A 23,271-nucleotide genomic window follows, 5' to 3' on the forward strand; every position below is an offset into this window, starting at 1 on the left:
CGGTGAGAACGCGAGCCGTCGCAGATCAACGCGCGGCCCCCTCACCACAGCCGCCTTGAAAACTCTCGACAATCCTGGACGGCTGTTCGACGTCCTGGCTCAGCGCAACAGCCCGACAACCCTGTGTCTCAGTCGCCCTCTCGACATCGCCCCCGACAGCGGCACGGCCTACAGTGTGCGCCAACTCGCCGAACTGACCGAGCAGGCGGCCGGCTGGCTCGCCGCCGCCGGAGCCGGCCCGGGAGAGCGAGTGGCCGTCGTCAAACCCAACCACTGGGACTTTGTCCTGCTCACACTGGCCGCTGCCCGCCTCGGAGCGGTCGCCGCGCCGATCTCGGCCCATCTGGCGCCCGACACTGTGGCCACCATGCTCAAACGGCTGGAGCCGGCCGTGCTGGTCACCACCGCCGACGTCGTGCGCTCGGGCGCCGAGGCCGGAGTCGACCTGACCTCCTTCGCCCGACGCACCGTGAGCATCGACCGTCCCACCCCCGGGGCCGTGCCGTTGGCGGACCTACGCGGCCATCCGGCGCCCCCGCCGGCCAAGCGCGATGACGACCAACCGCTCGTCATCATCCACACCTCGGGCACGACCGGTGTGCCCAAGCTCGTCCCCCACTCGACCACGACCATCATCCGCCGCCTGGCCGGATTCGAGGCCCACCGCTGGCCGGTGCTCGCCAGCCGGCCCGAGGACTCCGTCGCCAGCGCGATCTCTTTTGCTCACGGCCGGGCTCTGGCGTGGACGGCCAGCGTGTTCTGGCTCGCCCCCCGCGAGGTCACGGCCGTCTGCGACCCCACCCCCGAACGCGCCGAAGCCTTCCTGCGCGCCCATCCCCCCACGATTCTGGAGACCCTGCCCTCGACGTACGTGCGGTGGCAGTCGCTGGCCTCGACACCCGACAGCGTGTTCAGCCGGGTGCGGCTCTACATCAGCACCTTCGACGCCATGCACCCGCCCACCGTGCGTGCGTTCCTCGCAGCCACGCGGCGCAAGCGGCCGGTGTGGTTGCAAGGGTGGGGGCAAAGCGAGACCGGTCCCCTCACCTTCCGCTTCCTCACCCGTGCGGCCATGGCCCGCCAGGGACAACGCCACCCCACCACCCGCGACGTGGGGTGGCCGGTCCCCACCCGCACCCGGTTACGCGCCATCGATCCCGTCACCTTCCGTCCTGTTCCCCGCGGCACCCCTGGCCTGATCATGGCCCGCACCAAGGGGCTGGGGTTGGGCTATGTCGGCGAGGAAGAGCGGTGGTGGGCCAAGTCGCGCGGCACCTCGTGGTGGAACACCGGCGACATCGGCGTCATCACCCGCAGCGGAGGGCTGCGGCTAGTCGATCGGGAAGTGGACACGATCCCCGAGTCCAGTTGCTTGGAGATGGAAGACGTCATCGACGACCGGTTGCCGTGGGTGCTGGAGTGCATCGTCCTCGGCGCGCCGGGACGCTCGCCGCTGCCGGTCATCGTCACCGCCAACGGCACCGCCGACATGGACGCCGCCGCGTGGCGTTCCGCCGTCGCCGACCTCCCCCCACTAGCCGAGCCCATCGTCATGGCCTGGGAGGAACTCCCCCGGACCGCCACCGGCAAAGTGCGCCGCCACCAGTTGCGAGAGTTGCTCCTCGACGGGGCCGGCCACCACGGGACCGGGCAGTGGACGTGACCCTCGCGCGCCTATGTTCTGTTTTTTGGACGGGCGACCAGGGCCGGCGGTGGGCGCACGTGGGCGAGGGCGTCCGCTGTCGCCTCGCGGGTTGCCGAGATCGCGCAGCGATCGAGGCACGAGCAGACGAAGAACATTCCCACAGTCCCCGCACCCCAGCCGTCCGAAAAACAGAACCTAACGGCGGGACTTCCCTCGCCGGCGCTGCCCTGGCAGGCCCCGGCCCGCCAGGGCAGCGCCCCCGGAGGATCGGCCGGGCTTCTCAAAGCGCAGCTTCCCGATGTGGGCTTCCCGCCCGGCCACCACACCCGGGGGGTGGTGGCCGGGCGGGGGAGTCCGAGCCGGCCACCACGCCATCGGCCAGGTTCGACAGGGGCGCCGCTCCACCCGGCCGCGACGGCAGCCACCCCCATGGACGGGAGACACCTCTGCCGCGCGCGGTGGAGCGTGGCGATCCCCGGCGGGCTGGCAGCGCCCCTGCTCACCCCACCACCGGGACCCGACCGCTTCACCGGAGCGGCCGGTCCCCCATAGCGCGGGAGACTTCATGAATGAACCGTGGGTGTCGTCGAACGGTGTCGTGCTCGCCGACCAGGTGCCGGCCGCGCTACGCCGCGCCTGGGTCACGCAGGGCCACTGTCCCGATCGCGACACCTTCTCCCTGTTCAGCGAGCACGCCGCCGCCCATCCCGCCCGCCCGGCGGTGATCGACACCGAGGGCACGCTCGACTACGCGGCTCTGGACGCCGTTGCGCGGCGGATCGCGCTGGCGCTGCTCGCCGCCGGCCTGGGGCCCACCGACATCGTCGCGATCCAGGTGCCCAACGGTCGCCGCGCGGTCGCCGCGGAGTTGGCCGTGGCCGCCATCGGCGCGCTCGCGCTGCCCTACCCCTGTGGTCGGGGCAGGAGCGACTCTCTCGCCCTGCTCGGCCGTTCCCGCGCCAGCGCCGTCATCGCCGCCGATCGCGCGGGCGAGCTGCGGCCCGCCGCCGAGCTGGCCGCTCTCCGCGACCATCTGCCCCACCTGCGGGAGATCCTCGTCTTCGGTGCGGCGCCACCGGGGTGCCGGCGGCTCCCCGAGGAGGACACCCTCCCCGGGTGGCAGCCGGCGGCCGTCGACGCCGAGGCGCCGGCGCGGGTTCTTGTCTCCTCGGGATCAGAGGCCGAGCCCAAGATGGTCGCCTACAGTCACAACGCCATGTGCGGCGGGCGCGGTAATTACATCGGCGCACTGCACGGTGGCGCCGAGCCCATGCGTGCCCTCCTGCTCGCCCCTTTAGCCTCCTCCTATGGGTCGTGCGGCAGTGTCACGCTGGCCCGCCACGGCGGCACGCTGCTCGTGCTCGACGTGTTCGACCCCGCCGCGGCTTTGGAGATGATCGAGCGGCATGGCCCCACCCACGTCTACGGCGTGCCCACCATGCTGAGCCGGATCGCCGCCCTGGCCGGCCCCGGCGGGGTGGCTCACCCGCCGCGCGCCGTTGTGGCCAGTGGCGCCGCGCTGCATGCCGAGACCGCGGCCTCCTGCCGTGACCGCTTCGGCTGTCCCGTGATCAACGTCTACGGGTCGGCTGACGGCGTCAACTGTCACACCGGGGCAGACGAGAGTGCTGTAGCCGAGGGCGTCGTGGGACACCCCGACCCGGCCGTGGCCGAGATCGCCGTCACCGGCCCTGACGGTGAACCACTTCCCGAGGGCCGCGAGGGCGAGATCCGGGCCCGGGGGCCCATGACGCCCCTGTGCTATGTCAACGCCCCTGAGCTTGACGCCCGGTACCGCACCTCTGGCGGTTGGGTACGCACCGGAGACCGGGGGGTCCTGCTCTCCGACGGGGCCCTGCGGGTGGTCGACCGCATCAAGCGGGTCGTCATCCGCGGCGGCTACAACATCAGTCCGCTGGAGGTCGAGCGCCACATCAGCACTCACCCCGATGTCGCCGACGTCTCCTGTGTCGCCGTACCCGACGCCGAGTTGGGGGAGCGGTTGTGCGCCTGCGTGGCACAGCCTCCCGCGGCAGCTCCGCTCACCCTGCCCGACCTCACCGATTACCTCGAACGGCAGCGGGGCCTAGAGCGTCGCAAGCTCCCGGAAAAGCTGCTCGTCCTGCCGGAACTGCCGCTGGGGCCCACCGGAAAGGTGTGCCGCCACACCCTCGCCGACCTGGCGAGCGGTGCCGCTACAGCGTCCGCTACCCCACACGCCCAGCCCATTCGCCAAGGAGGCCGGCCATGACCGCTCAGCCCACCCCCGGGTACGTCTTCGACAACGACAGCGAGCACGCCGTCGAGCAGCACCGCTGTCTCGCCCGCGCCTACGATCCACTGACCCTGGAGCGGCTCGCCCAGACGGGGGTGGGCGAGGGCTGGCACTGTCTGGAGGTGGGGGCCGGCGGCGGCAGCGTCGCCCACTGGCTCGCCCAGCGGGTCGCTCCCTCCGGCCGGGTCCTGGCCACCGACGTCAAGCCTGCGCACGTGGCCCCGGCCCCCGGGCTTGAGATCGCCCGCCACGACATCGTGCACGACCCGCTGCCCGAGGCCGCCTTCGACCTGATCCACGCCCGGCTCGTGCTGCTTCACCTGCCCGAACGCCGCGCCGTACTCGCGCGTCTGTTGCGGGCGCTCAAGCCGGGTGGGTGGCTCCAGCTTGACGAGTTCGACATCACCTACGGCCCTGCCCTGCTCATGCCCGATCCGGCGGCCGGCGCGCTCTACACGGAGTTCCTTGACGCCAAGGCCACAGCGATGGCCACGGCCGGCGCCGACATCGCCTGGGGGCGCAACGCAGCGGCAGCCATGCGCGAGACCGGGTTCACCGCCATCGAGCCGGTTCCGCACCTAGAGCTGTGGCAGGCGAGTTCCCCGGCGGTGCGGCTGCTCGCGCACCACACGCACCATCTGCGCGACCGGCTGATCGAGGCCGGGATGAGCGAGGAGCGGCTCGTCCAGGTCCGCGAGTTGCTCGCCGACCCCTCGTTTTGCGCCTGCTCGTGTGCGATCTACTCCGTGCACGGGCGGCGACCGGCGGGGTGATCGCCGTTGTCGCGCTCGTGGGCGTGGCATCCACGCCACGGGGGCGCCCCAGAGTTATGGCCTAACGGTTCTGTTTCTGGGCGGGCGGTGGGCGAACAGTGGGTGAGCCTCCGCTGTCGCCCCGGAGGCTGTCGAGATCGCGTAGCGATCGAGGCGCGAGCGGACGAAGGACATTCCCACAGTCCCCGCACCCAAGCCGTTCGCACAACAGAACCTAACGGTGCGGGGCGCGCCCCCGCGGCACCCATATCGCTGCCGGTCACGCCCCGGAGCCGTGCGGTGCGGCAACGCCGCCCTCGCTCGGCCACGCCGTCTAGCCACCGCCGGCCGTATTGCCGCGCCGGCCCCGCTCATCCGCCCCGAGAATGTCTGAGGAGCTTCATGACCAGGCTGTTCGTCTCTTGGGTTCGGCTGAACCGGTGCGCATGCCGGGGACGTGCCCCGGTGATCCACACTTTGGAGCCGGCCGCGGTCTTCGCCGGGATTCCGCCCTGCGAGCAGGGGCAGCGGTGAGAGCATCGGGTAGCAGTGCCCGCGCCCGAGACTGATTGACAAGGAGACAACCGATGACATCGATGACGCCCCCTTCCGGTGGGAGCCACCGCGCGGCCACTGCGGAAACCGAGGAAATCGTGTTGCTGGGAACCGACGGCGAGGCCATCGGTACCGCGCCAAAGCGTGCCAGTCACCACGGCGAGACGCCGCTCCACCTCGCGTTCTCCTGCTACCTGGCCGATGCTTCGGGGCGAGTGCTCATGACGCGCCGCGCCGACCACAAGCCCACCTGGCCCTCGGTGTGGACCAACAGTTGCTGCGGACACCCTGCCCCCGGTGAAGGGCTGCGGGCTGCCGTGACTCGTAGGGTGGGTCAGGAGTTGGGGGCTGATATTACCGATCTCACGCTGATCCTGCCGGGATTTGGCTACCGGGCGGTCATGGACGATGGGACCGTTGAGTACGAGCTGTGTCCGGTGGTGCGGGCCACGGTCAGCGGACGGATCGATCCCGACCCCGCCGAGGTCGCCGAAACCGGCTGGATCGACTGGTCCGAGTGTGTGGCCCTTGCGGGGCGAGCGGGCGTGTCTCCCTGGTTCACTGAGCAGATAGCTGAGTTGGCGCCGCTGGGCACTCCCCACCAGTGGCCTGAGGGGGACCCCGCCCAGTTGCCTCCCGCGGTCGATTGGTGAGGCACTATCCCAGGCGGGGCCGTTTTCACTGTCGGTCAGGGGCGGAAACGCGGTGGGCATGGTCGCCCACCGCGCATGTGAGCTGTGGTAGTTACGCGACGGAGAACGCGAATACGCCGGAGGGCGGAGCGTGCCAGCCATGGTTGGGCTTGACCGGAACGCCCGGGCCGAGGCAGAAGACGTTGGAGTGGATGCGCAGCGTGGAATCGGTCCGGTTGATCAGCACGTGTGCGGTGGCGTCGAGCCGGTGGCACGAACCCGACTCCGGATCGGAGTAGGTGGTCAGCGGCTCAGCTTCGGTTTTGAAGACGATCACGTCACCGGTGGCGGCATGGGCGGGTGCAGCCAAAGCCAAGCTCAGCACTCCGGCTACGGCCGAGGCGGTTATGGTGTCGAACAGTTTCCGCATGTTGCTCCTCCAGGGCAGGAAACGATAAAAAATGCGTATTCCGGTTTCGTTTCAGTGGTGAGCCGGATGCTTACAGCAATGATCTGCCTACTCTCCGCGTGAAGTCAACTACGTTCCGTGTTTCGGGGGAGTGGATGTCGGCGGGGCAGTGCCGGCCCCGGCTTGCGCAACGGCCGGCCAGTCAGTGAGAGGGAACGGAGCGATCAACGGTGCCGATGCATGGGCACGACGTGAGGCGGAGTGTGCCCGTCCGCCAGAGCCGGCCGGAGAACCGTGGAGGGGCCTCTCGTGTCGGCGGTGCTGCCCTGCGGGGTGCGCGGTGCGCTGCGGTCCTGGCAGCCACGATCGGCTGTCTTGGTGCCGCGTCCCCCAGTGAGCCCCCCGCGCGCCCGCTTCCCCACGGCCAGGGGGAGTTGACGGTTAAAGCACAGGTCACTGTGCATCTTCCTGACGTCTGCGTCGAGGTCACGACCGATGTGGTGTCGGCGAAAGTGTCGGTGGGCCACCCCAGATGCGGCCACCCGCAGCCGCCAAAACCGCCTCCTGAGCCGTCTCCGACGCCACCGCCGCCACAGCCCGCCCCCTCCGAGCCGCCAGAGCCCGCACCGTCGTCAACTCCGCCGCCGGCGCCTCCCGAGACAGATCCGCAGCCTCCCGCCAGCAGGGAGCCACAGCCGGTGCGGGAAGCCGCTGATGCGCCTGAGCCCGTGGAGGAGACGCCCGCCCGTCAGGTCGTGGCAGCCGAACCCAGCCCCGAGCCTACGCAGCCCTCTCCGAGTCCGGCCACGGCCAGCCCTGCCGCGCCGCAGGAGAGCGTGCTGCCCACACCGGCGCTGCTGCCGATCGCCGGGCCGGCGATCGGCAGCAGCGCGAAGTCCGGGTTCACCTCGATGCACATGATGGTGTTCTCGGTTCTCATCGCGGTGGCGGCGGCTGTGACCGCGGCCGGGGCGCGCCGCTGACCCGACCGCGGGTGGGCACGCACCCTCGCTAGACGCCCGTCAGCATCTGATCGATCTCGTCGAATCCGGCCAGGGCGTTCTCGAACGGTTCGGCCGAGACGGCGAAGATCCCGGAATAGGGGTTGTCGAGCATCACCAGTGTCAGCACCGACGAGCAAACAAAGGCCAGGTTCACCAGGGACCACATGAGCGTGGCGCGCGAGCGGCGGCCCTTCAAAGCGAACGGCAGGACCACCACCGCCGCCGCGGCAGCCGCGGCGGCGGCGATCAGCAGTACGGGCAGGTTGGCGCCTGCCGCGTCGTCGCGCTCCAGCCGATCCGCCACGAGTTGGGCGGCTTGCTGGTGGGCCAGCATGCGTTCCCCAGCCAACTCGTAGTCGTCGGAGGGGAGTTGGGCCACGTGGGCGCGCAGTTGCGCCAACTTGCTCTCGCCGGCCTGGCTGAGTTCTCCCTCGGCCATGAGCGGCCAGTCCTCCTCGATCACCGAGGTCACATAGGAGCGCAGGTCCTCCCGGATCGGCTCTCCTTGTTCCGCGGGAAGGGAACCGGTTGTCCAGTACAGTCGGGTCGCCGCTGTGGCCTCTTCCAGGGCCAGGTCTCGGGCGCCGTTGTTGTTCTCCCAACCAATGACGAGGCCCATGGCTGTGGCGATGAGGTACAGCGACAGCACGGTGGGGGCGACGAACGTGCCGACCGCTGTCTCGGAGTCGGAGCCGGGGATGGCGAACTTGCGGATGACCAGCACCCCGGCCAGGATGAGCGCCCCGAGGACAAAGATCATCGGGAGCCAGTTGACGAGCATGTCTCCTCCGTTGCCGGCGGATGAATTCTTCGAATGGAAATTGGCAGGCGACCCCGTTGCATGGGGCGCCCTGCGCTCGCTGAATGAGAAGCGCGAAATTGAAGAATGTTTCTTAAGCGAAACGATGGAGGGTTGTTACGTGTGGAAAGGGAAGCCATATGTGCGAAAAATCGATATCCACCCTCTCGGGCCTATTTTCCCATTCCCCTCATGAACGGTACACCCTGGAGTGGAGGGGATCTCTGGGGATATCGCAGTTTCCTCGGTCCGCGTGGAGCGCCGATGGATGCGAGGTGGCAGCCATGGCATGAGATTTCCGGGAATACCCCAAACGACAGTCTTTTACCATAGCACGGTTTTCTGCGAGAGGTTGTAAGCCATATTTGGTCAAGAATGTCGGTTTTTGGGTGGGGGTGCCAGTGTTTTCGTCAGGGGCTGGGAGGTGGCGTCGTTCGCTCGTGCCTCGATCGCTTCGCGATCTCGGCAGCCTCAAGGGGGCGTGGTGGTTGGGGTGCGTGCAAGCGACGTGGGCGGCCACTGGGGTGAGGGAGCGCTGTTGTCGTCGGGCCCCGACAGCCTGGCCTGGGGGGGTAGTGAGGCTCGCACCAGCAGAGTGCTGTTGTCGTCGGGGTTCGACAACGGGTGTCTCTTGCCGGGCCTAGCGCCAAACCGTGCCGCCCACGCTGCCCCAGGCGAAGGAGGGGCCTCCCGAGGGCGGCGTCAGACCGCGACACCCGCCCCCGGCATGGCTCACCGTTGCTGCACGCTCCGTTCCAGCCACGGTCTTGTGGCTGCGGAGGTTGTTGGGTGTTTCAGTGGTTGGTGGGGTGCCCCCGCCCTGTGGCTGCCGAGATCGCGCAGCGATCGAGGCACGAGCGGTGGGAAACCCCCGTGCGCTCTTCTCACCCTCAGCCCGTACCGCGCGCCCTCGACCCCGTGCACGGAGGTTCCCGAGAGGCGCCGCGGCGCGGCCTGCTCGGTGGTGCGTGAGTGGGCTCACCCGCCTCACTGCGCCGGGAAGCGACCCGTGCGGTGCGTTCGCCTACCACGGGGCCATAATGGTGGTCCCGGACCCGCCCGCGACGGTGGGAACACCAAGACACCGATGTGGGTCAACCAGCCGTAGGAGGGCAAGCCATGGAATTCGACATGGTCGTCGAGATTCCGCAGGGGTCGCAGAACAAGTACGAGATGGACCATGAGTTGCAGCGCATCCGTCTCGACCGCACCCTGTTCACCGCGACGCAGTACCCCGCTGACTACGGCTTCATCCCAGGTACGCTCGCTGAGGACGGCGAACCTCTGGACGCGATCGTTGTACTCGACGGCCCCACTTTCCCCGGGTGCACGGTGCGGGTGCGACCAGTGGCCGTGTTCTGGATGCGTGACGAGCGCGGCCCTGACGGCAAGGTCTTGTGCCTGCCCTCCGGAGATCCCCGCGTCGCCCACATCAACGACATCTCCGACATGCCGGATTACCAGCTCAACGAGATCAGTCACTTCTTCGACATCTACAAGCGCCTGGAGCCGCACAAGATGAGCGAGGTGCGTGGCTGGCAGGACCGGGAGTCGGCCGAGGCGGCGGTCAACGCGGCACGGGAACGCGCCCGCGCTGGTGCGCTGTAGTCGGTGGGGCGCAGCCGCCGTCGGCCACTCCGCGGGGACCGTTTCAGTCTCGCAGGGCGGCGTAGGCTCGCCCCACGGCCTCGGGGATGGGCGAGGGCGGTGTGCCGTCGCCGAAGGGGCGACCGCCAAGGCGCTCTCGTCCGTGTGGCGTGTGCCACGTGGAGAGGTCGGGACCCTCGGGGACGACTCCGGTGGGGTTGATATTGGTGTGGACCCGGTAGTAGTGCCGTTTGATGTGGTCGAAGTCGACGGTGTCACCAAAGCCCGGCGTCTGGAACAGGTCGCGCGCGTAGGCCCATAGCACTGGCAGTTCGCTCAGCTTGTGGCGGTTGCACTTGAAATGGCCGTGGTAGACGGCGTCAAAGCGAACCAGGGTGGTGAACAGTCGGATATCGGCCTCGGTGATCGTGTCTCCCACGAGGTAGCGCTGGCTTTCGAGCCGCTCGGAAAGCGCGTCCAACCGCGCGAAGAGCTTGTGGTAAGCGCGGGAGTAGGCCTGCTGCGTGGTGGCGAAGCCGGCTTCGTACACGGCGTTGTTCACCTCGTCGAAGATGGTCTCGACGATTGCGTCGATCTCCGCGCGCAGGTGCCTGGGGTAGAGGTCGGGGGCACCCGGGCGGTGATAGGCGCGCCACTCGGTGGCCAGGTCGGTGGTCAACCGTAGGTAGTCGTTGGTGACCAGCATGCCGCTGGGGATGTCGACGACCGCGGGAACGCTCACCCCGCCGTCATAACTGGGATCGGCCGCGAGATAGGCCTCGGAGAGGTAGCTGATTCCCAGTACGGGGTCCCGCCCCTGGGGATCGAGGGTGAAACGCCAGCTCGCGTCGTCTTGGATCGGATCGGCAACGGCGACGGACAGCGCCGACTCCAGTCCCAGCAGGCGCCGCGAGATCAAGGCACGGCTGGCCCAAGGGCACGCCAGGCTCACGACCAGCCGGTAGCGGTCGGCAGCCACCGGCCAGGGGGACTGGCCGTCGGCGGTGATCCGGGCGTCGAACCGGCTGGCCGACCTGATGAAGTCACCTTCATCGGTGACGGAGATGTTGACTTTGGCCATGTGTTTGCTGGGCGCATAACCCTCAGTTGTGCCATGAGAGCGGTACGCCCTCCTCCTCGCGTTCTCGTTATGTGATCGCTAAAATACGCTTAGTATCAGAAGCGCTGCTCAATTCATCTCATCGATACCCGACACTCGTCACGCCCGCTGCCACAAGGGCGGTGACGGCCGCGGTTTTGCCGGGTGAGTGAGCGTGTTCTTGGTCTCGTCCGCTGTTGCGGGGTCGAAAGGCCGCGAGGTGTTCCTAGGGGGGTGGGGACTCGCGCGAATCGCCGTCGCCGCTGTACGGCCTGGTGGGCGGTTCGCTGGAAACCTCTCGACGCCGGATGTCGTCAGTTCCCGCCGCCTGCGCTGTCGCGCCTCGCTTTCGGGATTCGTTGCTTGAGCTGAGCGAAATCGCTGGTCCTAACGGGGCTCTATATACCCTAGGGGGGTAATGTATGTTGGTGGGGGCAGGCCGCGAGGCTTGGCTTCGCGCCCCACGGCCCTGAAACACAGCAGATAACCGTCGCCAAGGAGGTAACCCATGGCCACCACGACCACCACCGTCTACACCGTTCAGGGGATGAGCTGTGGCCACTGCGCGGCCTCGGTCACCGAAGAGGTCAACCAGATTCCGGGGGTCACCGACGTGCGGGTAGAGGTGGCCACCGGCCAGGTCACCGTCACCAGCAACGGGCCGGTCGACGACGCGCTCGTCCGCGAGGCCGTGGACGAAGCGGGCTACAAAGTCACGAGCTGACCCCGCTCCACCATCGGCGGCCCGCGCCACCGCCGACACCCCCAAGTGTCGGCGCCCACGACAGGCTCCACAAGGAACGGCGATGCATGACACCAATGACGGCATTGAACTGACAATCGGCGGTATGACCTGCGCCGCGTGCGCCAGCCGTGTGGAAAAGCGGCTCAACCGACTTGAGGGCGTGACCGCCACGGTCAACTACGCTACCGCCACCGCCCGCGTCGCCTTCCCCGGCGACCTCACCTCCGACGACCTGATCGCCCAGGTCGAAAAAGCCGGCTACACGGCAACGCTGCCCGAACCAGCCGACTCCCAAGGGGACACGGCGGAGAAGACGCTGCGCAACCGGGCATTCGCCAGCCTCGTGCTGAGCGTGCCCGTCATCGCGGCGGCCATGCTGCCCGCCCTGCAATTCCCCTACTGGCAGTGGGTGTCGCTCGCTCTGGCCACGCCGGTCGTGGTCTGGGCGGCGCTGCCGTTCCACCGGGCCGCCTGGCACAATCTCAAGCTCGGCACGGCCACCATGGACACTCTGGTCTCACTGGGCACGAGCGCGGCGTTCGCGTGGTCGCTGTACGCGCTGTTCTTCGGCACGGCCGGGGAGGTGGGGGTGACCCACTCCTTCACCTTCACGCTCGCTCCCACCGACGCCTCCGGCGCCATCTACCTCGAAGTCGCCGCGGGCGTGACCACCTTCCTCCTGCTCGGTCGGTACTTCGAGGCCCGCTCCAAGCGCCGCGCCGGCGCCGCGCTGCGTGCCCTGCTCGAACTCGGGGCCAAGGACGTCGCGCTGCTGCACCAGGGGCGCGAGGAGCGGGTGCCCATCGAGCGGCTTACCGAGGGGGACCTCTTCGTCGTGCGGCCCGGTGAGAAGATCGCCACCGACGGCGTCGTCACAGCGGGCACCTCCGCGGTCGACACGAGCATGCTCACCGGTGAGTCCATCCCGGTCGAGGTGGAGCCGGGCAGCACCGTGGCCGGAGCGACCGTCAATGTGGGCGGGCGGCTGACCGTCCGAGCCACCCGCGTAGGCTCCGACACCCAGTTGTCCCAGTTGGCCAAGCTGGTGACGGAAGCCCAGAACGGCAAGGCCCAAGCGCAGCGGTTGGCCGACCGGATCTCCGCCGTGTTCGTCCCGATCGTGATCGCCCTCGCCGTGGCCACGTTCGCGGTGTGGCTCGTCGGCAACGGCTCGGTCGCCATGGCGTTCACCGCCGCTGTGGCGGTCCTGATCATCGCCTGCCCGTGCGCCCTCGGACTGGCCACCCCCATGGCTTTGCTGGTGGGCACCGGCCGGGGGGCCCAGCTCGGCATCGTGATCAAAGGGCCGGAAGTGTTGGAGAGCACCCGCCGCGTCGACACCGTCGTCCTTGACAAGACCGGCACGGTAACCAGCGGGAAGATGACCCTTGCCGAGGTCGTCACCGCCGAGAACGAGGACACCGCCGAGGTCCTGCGCTTGGCCGGAGCGGTGGAGAACGCCTCAGAACACCCCGTCGCCCGCGCCATCGCCACGGGCGCGACCCGACGCTTCGGCCACCTCCCCGACGTCAGTGACTTCAGTAACGTCGAAGGGCTGGGGGTGCGAGGGGTCGTGGAGGGCCACACCGTGCTCGTCGGCCGGCCCGCGCTGCTGGGCAGCCAACCACTGCCGTCGCCCCTGGCCGACGCTATGGAGCGCGCTCACCTTCAGGGCCGCACGTGTGTGGCCGTGGGATGGGACGGGCAGGCCCGCGCCGTACTCAGCGTGACCGACGCCATCAAGCCCACCAGCGTCCAGGCGATCCGGCAGTTGCGCGACCTGGGGTTGACCCCCGTGCTGCTGACCGGCGACAGCGCCGCTGCCGCCCACACCGTCGCCGCGGAGGTGGGGATCGAGGAGGTCATCGCCGAGGCCATGCCTGAGGACAAGCTCGATGTCGTCGAACGGCTGCGGGCACAGGGGCGGACGGTGGCGATGGTCGGCGACGGGGTCAACGACGCCGCCGCGCTGGCTCGGGCCGATCTGGGGCTGGCCATGGGCACCGGCACTGACGTCGCGATCGAGGCGGGGGATCTTACGCTGGTCCGTGGCGACCTGCGGGCCGCGGTCGACGCGATCCGGCTCTCCCGCCGCACCCTCGCCACAATCAAGGTCAACCTGTTCTGGGCGTTGGCCTACAACGTGGCGGCGCTGCCCTTGGCGGCGGCCGGCCTGCTCAACCCGATGATCGCCGGGGCGGCTATGGCGTTTTCCAGCGTCTTCGTCGTCAGCAACAGCCTGCGGCTGCGCCGGTTCGCGCCGCTGGCCGGTGACGGCGGCGCTGCACCGGCGACGGCCGGCGCCGACGCGCCGGCGGCGCGCCTCCACGCGCCTGCGCAGTAGTCCTGCCCTGCCCGGCCCGAGCCGCAGGCGACGGCGGCTCGGGCCAGGCAGGTGGTCCCGCGGCAGACCGGTCGTCGCGAGACCACCTCGTTTGCGGGGGCGGGCCGCGCGGCCCGCCCCCGCAAACGAGGGCCGGGTCAGCTCCGCAGTTCCTCGATCAGCTCCTGCTCGTCGTCCTTGCTGAGGTTGGTCTGGAGCACGGTGGGCTCCAGCGGCCGGAACCGCTCGATCACCCGGTCGGCGTTGGTCGCCTCAGCCAGGAGGAAGACCGCGGCGCGCCCCTGATCGAGTTGCTCGCCGATGCCGCGGATCAGGTCGTCGCTGATGCCCACGTCGGTGAGTTTGCCGGCGATGGCGCCCGAGGCCGCTCCCACCGCTAGCCCCAGCACAGGGACGAAGAAGATGAGCCCGATCAGCGTGCCCCAGAACGCCCCGCCGAGGGCCCCGGCGCCGGTGGTGTTCACCGTCTGGTGGATGCGTGGGCGTCCCTTGTGGTCCTTGACCACATAGGCGGCGTCCTCAAGTCGCAGCAACTCCTCCTTGCCGAGTTCGGAGGCGATGTCGAGTGCCTCCTCAGCCTGGTCACGATTCTCCACTCCCAACACGACGAGCTGGGCCATGGTCACTCCATTCCTCGCGGGGTTCGCCTGGCGCCGCCCCATTGTCGAGCCCCTACCCGCGCTTCGCAGTGACTGCGGGTAAGGGTCGGGCACACGTTCGACCATGTTTGTTTGGGGCGGGGCAGCGGCGAGCTGGAGCCGGGCGGCCATATCTCCTAGAGGGCGTGGATGGTGGGGGTGAACTCGACGGGCAACGAGAACAGGCCGCGCATCCACACGGAAGGGCGCCATTGCAGCGACTCGCCGGGCACCGACAGTTCGACGTCGGGTAGCCGGTCCAGCAGCACCTCGACGGCGGTCCGGGCGATGATCTCGGCGAGCTCGGGCGCTGGGAAGGGGCAGCCGTGCTCGCCGTGGCCGAAGGACACGTGGGCGCGGTTGGAGTTGGAGGAGGCGTGAAACTCCGGCTGGACGCGCGGGTCGGCGTTGGCCGCGGCAAGCCCCAGCACCAGCAGGTCTCCGCGGTGGATACGGCGCCCACCCAGTTCGCACGCGTGGACGGCCCACCGGCCGAGGAAGTTCTGGGTGGGTGTTTGCTTCCACAGCACTTCGTTCAACGCCTGGCCGGCACTGCTGCGCCCGCCTTGCAGTGTCACCGAGAACTGGTCGTCGATGAGCATCAACCGTAGCGCGTTGCCGATCCAGTTGCCCGTGGGCGCCTGGGCGGCTGCCATGATCACGAGGAGGTCGATGACGATCTCGTCGTCGGTGAGCTGCGCCGGGTGGTCCAGCAGTTGTGAGGGGACATCCCGGTCGGGGTGCGCGTGCTTCTCGGCGACCAGCTCTTGCATCCGGGCGTGCAGGCGCCCGTGTGCTTCCGCGGCCTTCTCCGCCACGTCGAGCGAGTCCAGCACGTCTTGGACCAGCGTCGGGATGTCGGACTGCGGGAGTCCGAACAGTCGGGCGACGACCCCCGCGGGGATCTGGTGGGCGTACTGCCCGATCAGGTCCGCCTGGCCGTCCCCGACGAACCCGTCGATCAGTTGGTCGGCGACCTGTTCGCAGATCGAGGCCAACTCGGTGCGGTCGAAGGAGTCCAGCGCGTCGCCGATGGCGCCGGCGCGGCGCTGGTGCTCCTCCCCTTCGGCGAACATGACCGACGGGGTCCAGCCGACGTAGGGCATGAGCGGCCAGTCGTCGGGGATGTGCTCCCAGGCGTTCCAGCGGCGGCAGTCGCGTGCGAACCACTGCGGATGGCTGGTGACGTGGTGCACTTCGCGGTAGCCCAGGACGAACCAGGCGGGGATGTCGCCATCGAGCAGGATCGGAGCGACTGCCCCGTACTTGCGCCGCATTTCCTCGTACAACGTGTCTGCGTTCTCGGCGATTTCGGGTCCGTAGAACCGGACGGCGTCGACGTGCTCGGGGTATCCGGCCAGTGGCGAGGCGGGATCGGGCGAGCTGGAAAGGTTCGTCACGACGTGCCCTCCTGGGCGGGCGACTGCTGGTACAAGTAGCTGATGTGGTGGACGAGCGTGATCAACACGTCCCTGGCGGAGTCGCGTCGGCGAGCGTCACAGTCGACCAACGGCACTTCGTCGGAGAGGGACAGCGCGTCTCGCACTCGCTCCAGTGGGGGGCCTTCTCCGAAGCGGTTGACGGCGACGACGAACGGCGTCTGGTGGAACTCCAGCCGGTCGATGGAGTACCAAGAGTCCTCTAGGCGGCGAGTATCCACGAGAACAACCGCTCCCAGGCTGCCGGTGAACAGTTGGTCCCACAGAAACCAGAACCGTTCCTGGCCGGGAGCGCCGAACAGGTAGAGCACTTTCTGCTCGTTGAGGCTGATCCGGCCGAAGTCGAAGGCCACCGTCGTGGCGTTCTTGTTCTGCACGCCGGCGGCGTTGTCGATCCCCACGCTCGCCTGGGTCATGACCTCCTCAGTGCTCAGCGGGGGGATCTCGCTGACCGAACTGACCATGGTCGTCTTGCCCACGCCGAAGCCGCCCACGATGACGATCTTCAGGGCGTCTTGGGTGGTGTGCCGCAGTGGGGTATGGCTGGCGCGCGCCGCTTGATCAGAGACGTTGGAGTGCATCGAGCACCTGCTTCAGAGTTTCAGGGGCGGGCCGCTGGTCCTGCCCGGAGACCAACGACGGGTGACGGACGGTGATGCGGCCGGTGTCCAACAGGTCGCGTAGCAGGATCTTCACCACGCTCACCGGCAACTTGAGTTCAGCGGAGATCTCCACCACCGCCATCGGTTCCCAGCACATCCGCAGGATCGTGGCGTGCTCGGACTGCATTCCGGCAACGGGTTCGCATTCGCTGACGATGAGGGTGACCGTGTCAAAGGCGCTCTCGTCGGCACGGCTTCGCCCACCGGTGACGGTGTAGAGCCGGTCCGGATCTTCCTGATTGATATGTCGCCGGTTCATGACGCAGGATCGCCGCTGTACTCAGGTCGCCGTGGTGGGGCGGTCAAATGGCCACCGATCTGCTCCACCATCTCGTTCATGTTGTGGCCGACGATTCCGACCTCGGCGTCCTCCTCGGCGACGACGGCCAGGTGGGCCCCTTCGCCCGCCGGGACCATGAGCAGCAGGCCACCGCTGAACTCCACCATCGCCTGTCCCGGGCCGATAGTGTCGCCGAACTCGGCCGACACGCTCAGTGACAGGCTCTGGATACCGGCGGCGATCGCCGCGAGTTGGTCGGCCTTGTCCTCGTTCAGGCCGGAGGTGAAACACATCTTCAGGCCGTCTTTGGACAGCACGAGGACGTGGCGGATGCCGGGTGTTTTTTCGAGGAGGTTCTCTAGCAGCCAGTCAAGACTACGGTCCATAGTGCTCATCGGGATAGCGGGCCACGAACTCCGGCCTTGCTGCCGGGGCGTCAGCCCCTGCCTCCTATCTGTAATTCAGGATGGTCCAGTGCAGGTGCGGTCAACGCCGGTCACTGGTCCCATACGTTGATGTGCGCGATGGTCGGGAGTCCTTACTCAGGCGAACCACGCGAGTTACGCGCGATGCCGGATTCCCGTGGGGGAGCTTCCCCGTACGTGTCGCCGGTACGGGGAGCCGGATGTCACCGGGAGCCTTCGTTGGGGGGAGCGGAGTCGTCCCGGCTTCGAGCCCCCGATTGGCGGAAGGCGGCGAACCTGGCCGCTGGGTCCCGCCGTTTCTGCTTGGGTTCGGCCGCCGGAGCCGACATCGCGCGGGCTGCCGCTGCGAGCGTTTCCCCGCGGCGCCGTTTGGGCAGCGTGTCCAGCTTGTCTCCTTCGCTGCGGGAATCGGGCACCTGTTGCCGGTGCGACTCCTCGGTCTGCTGGGGCGGAGCCGAAAGCGCGCTGGGGGTGGGCACTGCTCCTCTGGGCTCGTGCCTGGGCTGGGTGATGAGCTGGCGCGGAATCAGCACCACCACTCCGGTGCCGCCGCGCGAGGAGGGGCGGAAGCTGACCTTCAAGCCGTACTTGCGGGCCAGTCGACCCACCACGGCCAACCCCAGCCGGGTTCCGGACATGGTCGTCAGGTCCATCGGCTCGGAGACCATCTTCTCGGCGCGGCGCCGTTCCCGGGTGCGCATACCCAGACCGCTGTCTTCGATGGTGACCGCGATACCGGGGTCCTCTTCTTCCACGTAGACGTGCACCTCGGTGCCGTGGGCCGAGAAGGAGGTGGCATTGTCCATCAGTTCGGCCAGGGCATGCATGACGCCTTCAGCGGCGTAGCCGGCGACCGCGGCGGTGCTGGTCAGGTGGGTCCTGACCCGCCGGTAGGCACCGATACGGCCCATGGCGCCGCGCAGGATGCTCTCCATCACGATCGGTTTGGTCCAGCGCCGTCCGGAACGCCCCCCGCTCAGCAGGGCGAAGCTGTCGGCGAGCCGGCCCATCTGCGAGACCCGATGGTCCAGCTCCAACAGTTCGCCGAAGATGCCCTCCTGGTCGCCGTAGCGCTCCTCCAACTCCCGTAGCCGGGCGAGCATGCTGGTCACTTGGGCTTGGACTCGGGCTGCGGCACTGGCGCAGGCGGTCATAGCGGCAGCGCCCTTGCGTTCGGCGCTGGTGAGTTCGCGCGCCATCGCGCTCAATAGCACGTGCAGGGCTTCGTGCTGGGGAGGAGTCATCTTGGCGAGCGCGGTCTCGGGCGAGACCCGCTCGGCGCTAGCGCGTCGTATCAGCGTGGGCAGGGTTTCCGTGGCTATGTGGGAGAGTTCTTCCTCCATGGCCGAGCGCGTCTCCAGCGCTGACCTGCTCTTGCGTTCGGCGGCGTCGAGTTCGTAGCTGACGCCGCGCAGCAGGGCGCGCAGGGTTTCATGGCTGGGTTGGGCCACCGCGGACAGGGCGGCCTCCGCCGAGGCTCCCTCCCGCAGCCGGCTGCTGAGCACCGGCAGCGCCTCCTCGGAGAGGTGTCGTGCCTCCTGCTCCAGGTGCGTCGCGTGAGCGTCGAGTCGCCGGATCTCCTCCCGTGCACGGCGGGTGGTTTCGGCGTAGTAGACCGCGACTGCCAAAGCCGCGGAGAGCATGACCGCCGCTGTCCCACCGCCGATCGTCACGAGTGTTCTCGCTGCTGCGGGGGCGGCGAGTGCTGCCCATATCCACACAGCGGCGGTGAGGACGGTTACGACGAGAAAAACGAGCAGCGCCCGTTCTTTCGGGGAGAACTGGGACTGCTTGCGGTTGGATACATCTGCTGACATCAATCAGGTCCTCGTGGGCGGTTGGCGGCAGACGAGGCCAGCCCGCATCGAACCTGCTGGTCCGCTGCATGGCAGGGCGATTAGCAAGGACCGGCACGAAGGTGCAACAGCCCTCGGGACAACCAGGAACATACCGTAGAACACATCGCACATGGACTGGCAAGAATTCGCCTAGTCCGTGGTCACGCCTGTCCAGGCACACTACTGGACTTACGTTTCACAGCAGACATAGGCCGGGGAACCTGGTATTTTCCATGATTAGCTACGCCTTGTGATGGATGGAACATCGAAGGCACGCCAACTGTAGGGAAGATAGCGTACAGAACCCCTCCGCGTCTCTTACTGTCACAAATCAGACGAAAAGGATTTAAAGCGGAGAGGTATCTTCCGCGTGGTGGCCGTGTCAAGGAGGGGTGGCCCGACAGGTGGTCGTATGCACCTAATCGGCTGGCATTCTGCCAGGTTAACGCCGTATACTACACAATCCCCGGTATTTTTGCCCCGACGCTGTGGCCGCCCGCGTTTCAGCGTGTGCGGTGCCGGGGGACCGGCAGTCGCTCTGGTGCTGACGACGCGAATCCGGCGGCTCGCCGCGCGAAACCGCCTCCCCACGGCGCGGCGCTGATCCCGTGTGCGTACACGCTCAGCAGGACGGTCGTACTGGTCACCAGCAGGATCTCGTCAGCGTTGGCGATACCGCTCTGCTCCACCACCAGCAGCGCGAACAGGATCGAGGCCAGCCCGCGCGGGCCAAACCAGCCCAAAAACAGTCTGGTTTCCCAGCGCAGCCTCGCAGCGGTCATAGCTATCACCACCGCGAGCGGTCGCACCACCACCAAGCTCACCACCGCATAGGCCAGTACCCGCCAGTCGATCTCCTCCAGCCGCGGACCGATGATGACCGCAGCGAACAGGGTAAACGTCAGCATGCTCAGCAGCCTGCCCTCGCGCTCGACGAAGTCGTGCACGTGGGGCGCGTGCGGCCGCGCCAGTGTGCCGAAACTCGACCCGGCCACGAACGCCGCGACGAAGCCGTTGCCCGTCACCGTCTCGGCGCCGGTGTAGGCCAGCACGGCCAAGCCCAGCACAACCAGTCGGAGGTAGTCCGGGCTGATCCAGCCGGCGGCCGCCCCCTTGGCGAGCAGCCACCCGCCGCCCGCCCCAACGGCCACCCCCACCAGGACGCCCAGGCCGATCTGGCGGGCCGCGAAGCCGAACCACCACGCGGTCGAGCCGATATCGCCCTCGACACTGGCCGCCAACGCCAGCAGCACCATCACGATCGGTAGGGCGATGCCGTCGTTGAGTCCGCTCTCAACGTTGAGGCTCTGCCGGATACGTTCTGGCAACCTCCGGTCGGCGATCACGGCCGCTACCAGTGCCGCGTCGGTTGGCGCCAGCACCGCGGCCAGGACAGCGGCCTCCCAGAATTCCAACTCGGGAAAGAGAGCGAGCGCGGCCAGGGTGCCCCCGACGATGACGAGGGGCATGCCGATACCCAGCAGCCGCAGCGGAAAGCCGTACTCGCGGCGCAGTACCGGTAGTTCGATCCGGACCGCATCGGTGAACAGCACGAACACCAGGGTCGATTCGGCGAGGATTCGCACCACCGGTTCCACGGCCGTCCCGGTCAGCAGTCCCATCCCGACGGTGCCCAGCCCCAATCCGACGGTGACGAACACGATGGGTCCCGTCAGCGGTGTGCCTTGGGTGCGTCCCGAGATCAGTCCGTAGCCGATGGCCAGGCACGCGAGCACCAGCAGGTCGGTCACCGCCGCACCGCCCTTTCCCCACTGCCGCCGGCTACGCCAGGGACGCGATGGCCGGGGCGTGCCGTTCTTGCCCCGCTCAGGCCGTTTCCCACGCCGTGGCAAGCCTCTGCTGGCTCACGGTGATGATGGCCGCCTCAGCTCCCGCGCGTGGCGCCGACACGCCGGTGCCTCGCACCCCGGCCGCGGCGCGCCAGGAGCGGGACCACGATACCCGAGACACCTACGCCCGCCGTGTGGGGAGGGATGGGAAAGCACGGCGGACGTAGGTGGCCTGCGTTGGTTTTTCCGTTGTCCGGGGGTGTCCCGGCGTGCAAGAGTCGGTGAGCTTGCCGACCACGCCCCCGTGGCGAGCGAGCCTGCATGGTCAGCCGGTCACCGGCCGGGCGTTTCCACCCCCTGAGCGCAAACGCCCGGCCGAGACCCGGTCCCTAGTGGACGGTGGCCTTCTCCGCGCCCGCCCCCGTCAGCGAGCGCACCTCCATCTCCGCGTACTTGGCCTCGTTGTGCTCCTTGGACAGCACCGTGCCCAACCAGCCGAGGAAGAACGACAGAGGGATCGACACCAGCCCCGGGTTGGACAGCGGGAACCAGTGGAAGTCCACGCCCTTGATCATCGCGTTCTCCCCGCCCGAGACCGCCGGGGAGAAGACGATCAGCGTGATGGTGATGATGAGCCCGCCGTAGATGCTGCACAGGGCGCCGGTGGTGTTGAATCGTTTCCAGAACAGCGAGTACAGGATCGTCGGGAGGTTCGCCGAGGCGGCCACGGCGAAGGCGAGCGCCACCAGGAACGCCACATTCTGGTCGCGGGCGAGGATGCCGCCGACGATCGACAGGGCCCCGATCACCAACGCAGTGATGCGCGCCACACGCACCTCGCTGTTCTTGTCCTCCACGGCGCCCTTTTTAATGACGTTGGCGTAGACGTCATGGGCGAAAGAGGCCGAGGCCGTGATCGTCAGGCCGGCCACCACCGCCAGGATGGTGGCGAAAGCGACCGCTGAGATGAACCCGAGCAGGACCGGTCCGCCCAACGCCCGCGCCAGCAGCGGCGCAGCCGAGTTCACTCCGCCAGGGGCCGCCAGGATCGTCTCCGAGCCCACCAGCGCGGCGGCACCGTAGCCCAGGACCAGGGTGAACAGGTAGAAGGCTCCGATGAGGACGATCGCCCACACCACCGAGCGGCGGGCCTCCTTGGCGGTGGGCACGGTGTAGAAGCGCATCAGCACGTGCGGCAGTCCCGCCGTTCCCAGCACCAGGGCCACCCCCAGCGACAGGAAGTTCAGTTTCGACATCTCGCTGACGCCGTACTTGGCGCCCGGCGCCAGCATCGCCTCCCCGTTGTCGCCGGCCATGTTCACGGCCTCGGCCAGCAGGCCGGAAAGGTTGAAGCCGTACAGCGCCAGCACCCACATCGTCATCGCGAAAGCGCCGGTGATCAGCAGCGCGGCCTTGATGATCTGCACCCACGTGGTGCCCTTCATCCCACCGATCAGCACGTAGATGATCATCACTACGCCGACGGCGGCGATCACCACGGACTGGCCCACCGCGCCTTGCACGCCCAACAGCAGGTTCACCAGACCGCCGCCGCCGGCCATCTGTGCCAGCAGGTAGAAGAAGGACACCGACAGCGTCGAGAGCGCCGCCGCGGCGCGCACCGGCCGCTGCCGCATCCGGAAGGCCAGCACGTCACCCATGGTGAACTTGCCGGTGTTGCGCAGCAGTTCGGCCACCAGCAGCAGCGCCACCAGCCAGGCCACCAGGAACCCGATCGAGTACAGGAAGCCGTCGTAGCCGTTGACGGCGATGGCGCCGCAGATGCCCAAGAACGAGGCGGCCGAGAGGTAGTCGCCGGAGATCGCGATGCCGTTCTGTGGCCCGCTGAAGGCCCGGCCCGCCGCGTAGTAGTCGGAGGCGGTCTTCGTGTTGCGGCTGGCCCGGAATACGATGATCAGGGTGATCACCACGAAGGCACCGAAGATGCTGAAGTTCAGCATCGGGTTGATGCCCTCGACCGCCTGCGCCAGGTGGACCGTGCCGTTGCTCATTGGGAGCCTCCCTCGACCTCGTTGCGGATCTTGTCGCCCAGCGGGTCGAGGCGCCGCCCAGCGAAGCGCACGTAGAGTGCGGTAATGACGAACGTCGAGACGAACTGCAACAGCCCGAAGACCAGGCCGACGTTGATGTTGCCGACCAGCTTGATCGCCATGAAGTCGTGCGCGTAGGCGGCCACCAGCACGTAGAGCAGGTACCAGCCGAGGAAGATCGCCGTCATCGGGAACACGAAGGTCCGCAACCGTCTGCGGAGTTCCTGGAACTCCGGACTCGCCTGTACGCGGGCCCAGTCACCCTCGGGGGGCTGCCCGTCGGAGGGACCACGTTCCATATC

21 protein-coding genes are annotated in these 23,271 nt (G+C 68.2%); 9 read left to right on the top strand and 12 right to left on the bottom strand.

Translation table 11 applies throughout. The annotated features are described in order from the left end of the window. The first annotated feature begins 55 nt into the window (after nucleotides 1–55). From ABD848_RS21475 to idi, 5 genes are all read left to right on the top strand, one after another. A complete protein-coding gene (locus ABD848_RS21475) occupies nucleotides 56–1,663 on the top strand; it encodes a class I adenylate-forming enzyme family protein (RefSeq protein ID WP_344975717.1) in 1,608 nt (535 codons plus the stop codon). 547 nt (nucleotides 1,664–2,210) lie between these two features. After that, entirely contained in the window at nucleotides 2,211–3,896 is a 1,686-nt protein-coding gene (locus ABD848_RS21480) for a class I adenylate-forming enzyme family protein (protein ID WP_344975720.1), read from the top strand. Next, on the top strand, nucleotides 3,893–4,693 hold the full coding sequence (locus tag ABD848_RS21485) for a class I SAM-dependent methyltransferase (RefSeq protein ID WP_344975723.1): 801 nt from the start codon (nucleotides 3,893–3,895) through the stop codon (nucleotides 4,691–4,693). The genes ABD848_RS21480 and ABD848_RS21485 overlap by 4 nt, the downstream gene beginning before the upstream one ends. Before the next feature lie 381 nt (nucleotides 4,694–5,074). Next, nucleotides 5,075–5,206 carry a hypothetical protein gene (locus ABD848_RS21490; RefSeq protein WP_344975726.1) on the top strand — a complete coding sequence of 44 codons (132 nt, stop codon included), beginning with the start codon at nucleotides 5,075–5,077 and terminating at the stop codon, nucleotides 5,204–5,206. Nucleotides 5,207–5,259: 53 nt separating this feature from the next. After that, nucleotides 5,260–5,880, top strand: coding sequence for an isopentenyl-diphosphate Delta-isomerase (gene idi, locus ABD848_RS21495; RefSeq protein ID WP_344975730.1), 621 nt, complete (start codon nucleotides 5,260–5,262; stop codon nucleotides 5,878–5,880). 91 nt (nucleotides 5,881–5,971) lie between these two features. On the opposite strand, the gene ABD848_RS21500 is transcribed toward idi, so the two are convergent. After that, entirely contained in the window at nucleotides 5,972–6,289 is a 318-nt protein-coding gene (locus tag ABD848_RS21500; protein ID WP_344975732.1) for a hypothetical protein, read from the bottom strand. Nucleotides 6,290–6,966: 677 nt separating this feature from the next. Between ABD848_RS21500 and ABD848_RS21505 the strand changes: the two genes are divergently transcribed. Then, the gene (locus ABD848_RS21505) at nucleotides 6,967–7,251 is read left to right on the top strand and encodes a hypothetical protein (protein ID WP_344975735.1); all 285 of its coding nucleotides are present in this window, start codon (nucleotides 6,967–6,969) and stop codon (nucleotides 7,249–7,251) included. 28 nt (nucleotides 7,252–7,279) lie between these two features. On the opposite strand, the gene ABD848_RS21510 is transcribed toward ABD848_RS21505, so the two are convergent. Then, nucleotides 7,280–8,053, bottom strand: coding sequence for a bestrophin-like domain (locus tag ABD848_RS21510; protein ID WP_344975738.1), 774 nt, complete (start codon nucleotides 8,051–8,053; stop codon nucleotides 7,280–7,282). 1,137 nt (nucleotides 8,054–9,190) lie between these two features. Between ABD848_RS21510 and ABD848_RS21515 the strand changes: the two genes are divergently transcribed. Then, nucleotides 9,191–9,679: an inorganic diphosphatase gene (locus ABD848_RS21515; protein WP_344975741.1), complete on the top strand. Its 489-nt coding sequence runs from the start codon at nucleotides 9,191–9,193 to the stop codon at nucleotides 9,677–9,679. 43 nt (nucleotides 9,680–9,722) lie between these two features. Here ABD848_RS21515 and ABD848_RS21520 read toward each other — a convergent pair whose 3' ends face one another. Beyond that, nucleotides 9,723–10,739: a glutathione S-transferase family protein gene (locus tag ABD848_RS21520; protein WP_344975744.1), complete on the bottom strand. Its 1,017-nt coding sequence runs from the start codon at nucleotides 10,737–10,739 to the stop codon at nucleotides 9,723–9,725. Between the two features lie 526 nt (nucleotides 10,740–11,265). Here ABD848_RS21520 and ABD848_RS21525 point away from each other — a divergent pair. Beyond that, nucleotides 11,266–11,481, top strand: a complete 216-nt coding sequence (locus tag ABD848_RS21525) for a heavy-metal-associated domain-containing protein (RefSeq protein WP_344975747.1) — start codon at nucleotides 11,266–11,268, stop codon at nucleotides 11,479–11,481. Nucleotides 11,482–11,563: 82 nt separating this feature from the next. After that, nucleotides 11,564–13,846: a heavy metal translocating P-type ATPase gene (locus ABD848_RS21530; protein WP_344975750.1), complete on the top strand. Its 2,283-nt coding sequence runs from the start codon at nucleotides 11,564–11,566 to the stop codon at nucleotides 13,844–13,846. 137 nt (nucleotides 13,847–13,983) lie between these two features. Here the strand turns inward: ABD848_RS21530 and ABD848_RS21535 are convergent, their stop codons facing one another. The 9 genes from ABD848_RS21535 to ABD848_RS21575 all read right to left on the bottom strand — a co-directional run bounded on the left by ABD848_RS21535 (nucleotide 13,984) and on the right by ABD848_RS21575 (nucleotide 23,268). Then, nucleotides 13,984–14,466, bottom strand: a complete 483-nt coding sequence (locus tag ABD848_RS21535; protein ID WP_344975753.1) for a DUF1269 domain-containing protein — start codon at nucleotides 14,464–14,466, stop codon at nucleotides 13,984–13,986. Nucleotides 14,467–14,621: 155 nt separating this feature from the next. After that, entirely contained in the window at nucleotides 14,622–15,884 is a 1,263-nt protein-coding gene (locus ABD848_RS21540) for a cytochrome P450 (protein ID WP_344975756.1), read from the bottom strand. After that, complete coding sequence (locus ABD848_RS21545; protein WP_344975758.1) at nucleotides 15,881–16,504, bottom strand: GTP-binding protein; 624 nt, start codon at nucleotides 16,502–16,504, stop codon at nucleotides 15,881–15,883. The genes ABD848_RS21540 and ABD848_RS21545 overlap by 4 nt, the downstream gene beginning before the upstream one ends. Further along, entirely contained in the window at nucleotides 16,485–16,844 is a 360-nt protein-coding gene (locus ABD848_RS21550) for a DUF742 domain-containing protein (protein WP_344975761.1), read from the bottom strand. The genes ABD848_RS21545 and ABD848_RS21550 overlap by 20 nt, the downstream gene beginning before the upstream one ends. Further along, entirely contained in the window at nucleotides 16,841–17,260 is a 420-nt protein-coding gene (locus ABD848_RS21555; protein ID WP_344975764.1) for a roadblock/LC7 domain-containing protein, read from the bottom strand. The genes ABD848_RS21550 and ABD848_RS21555 overlap by 4 nt, the downstream gene beginning before the upstream one ends. A gap of 233 nt (nucleotides 17,261–17,493) precedes the next feature. Beyond that, nucleotides 17,494–19,107, bottom strand: coding sequence for a sensor histidine kinase (locus ABD848_RS21560; protein WP_344975767.1), 1,614 nt, complete (start codon nucleotides 19,105–19,107; stop codon nucleotides 17,494–17,496). Nucleotides 19,108–19,631: 524 nt separating this feature from the next. Next, on the bottom strand, nucleotides 19,632–20,879 hold the full coding sequence (locus tag ABD848_RS21565) for a cation:proton antiporter (RefSeq protein WP_344975770.1): 1,248 nt from the start codon (nucleotides 20,877–20,879) through the stop codon (nucleotides 19,632–19,634). A 428-nt stretch (nucleotides 20,880–21,307) separates the two neighbouring features. Then, nucleotides 21,308–22,930 (bottom strand): solute symporter family protein, encoded by a 1,623-nt coding sequence (locus ABD848_RS21570; RefSeq protein WP_344975773.1) that lies wholly within the window; start codon nucleotides 22,928–22,930, stop codon nucleotides 21,308–21,310. Then, nucleotides 22,927–23,268, bottom strand: a complete 342-nt coding sequence (locus tag ABD848_RS21575) for a DUF485 domain-containing protein (protein WP_344975787.1) — start codon at nucleotides 23,266–23,268, stop codon at nucleotides 22,927–22,929. The genes ABD848_RS21570 and ABD848_RS21575 overlap by 4 nt, the downstream gene beginning before the upstream one ends. Nucleotides 23,269–23,271 lie beyond the last annotated feature (3 nt).

Source organism: Salinactinospora qingdaonensis (assembly GCF_039539445.1).
Lineage (GTDB): Bacteria > Actinomycetota > Actinomycetes > Streptosporangiales > Streptosporangiaceae > Salinactinospora > Salinactinospora qingdaonensis.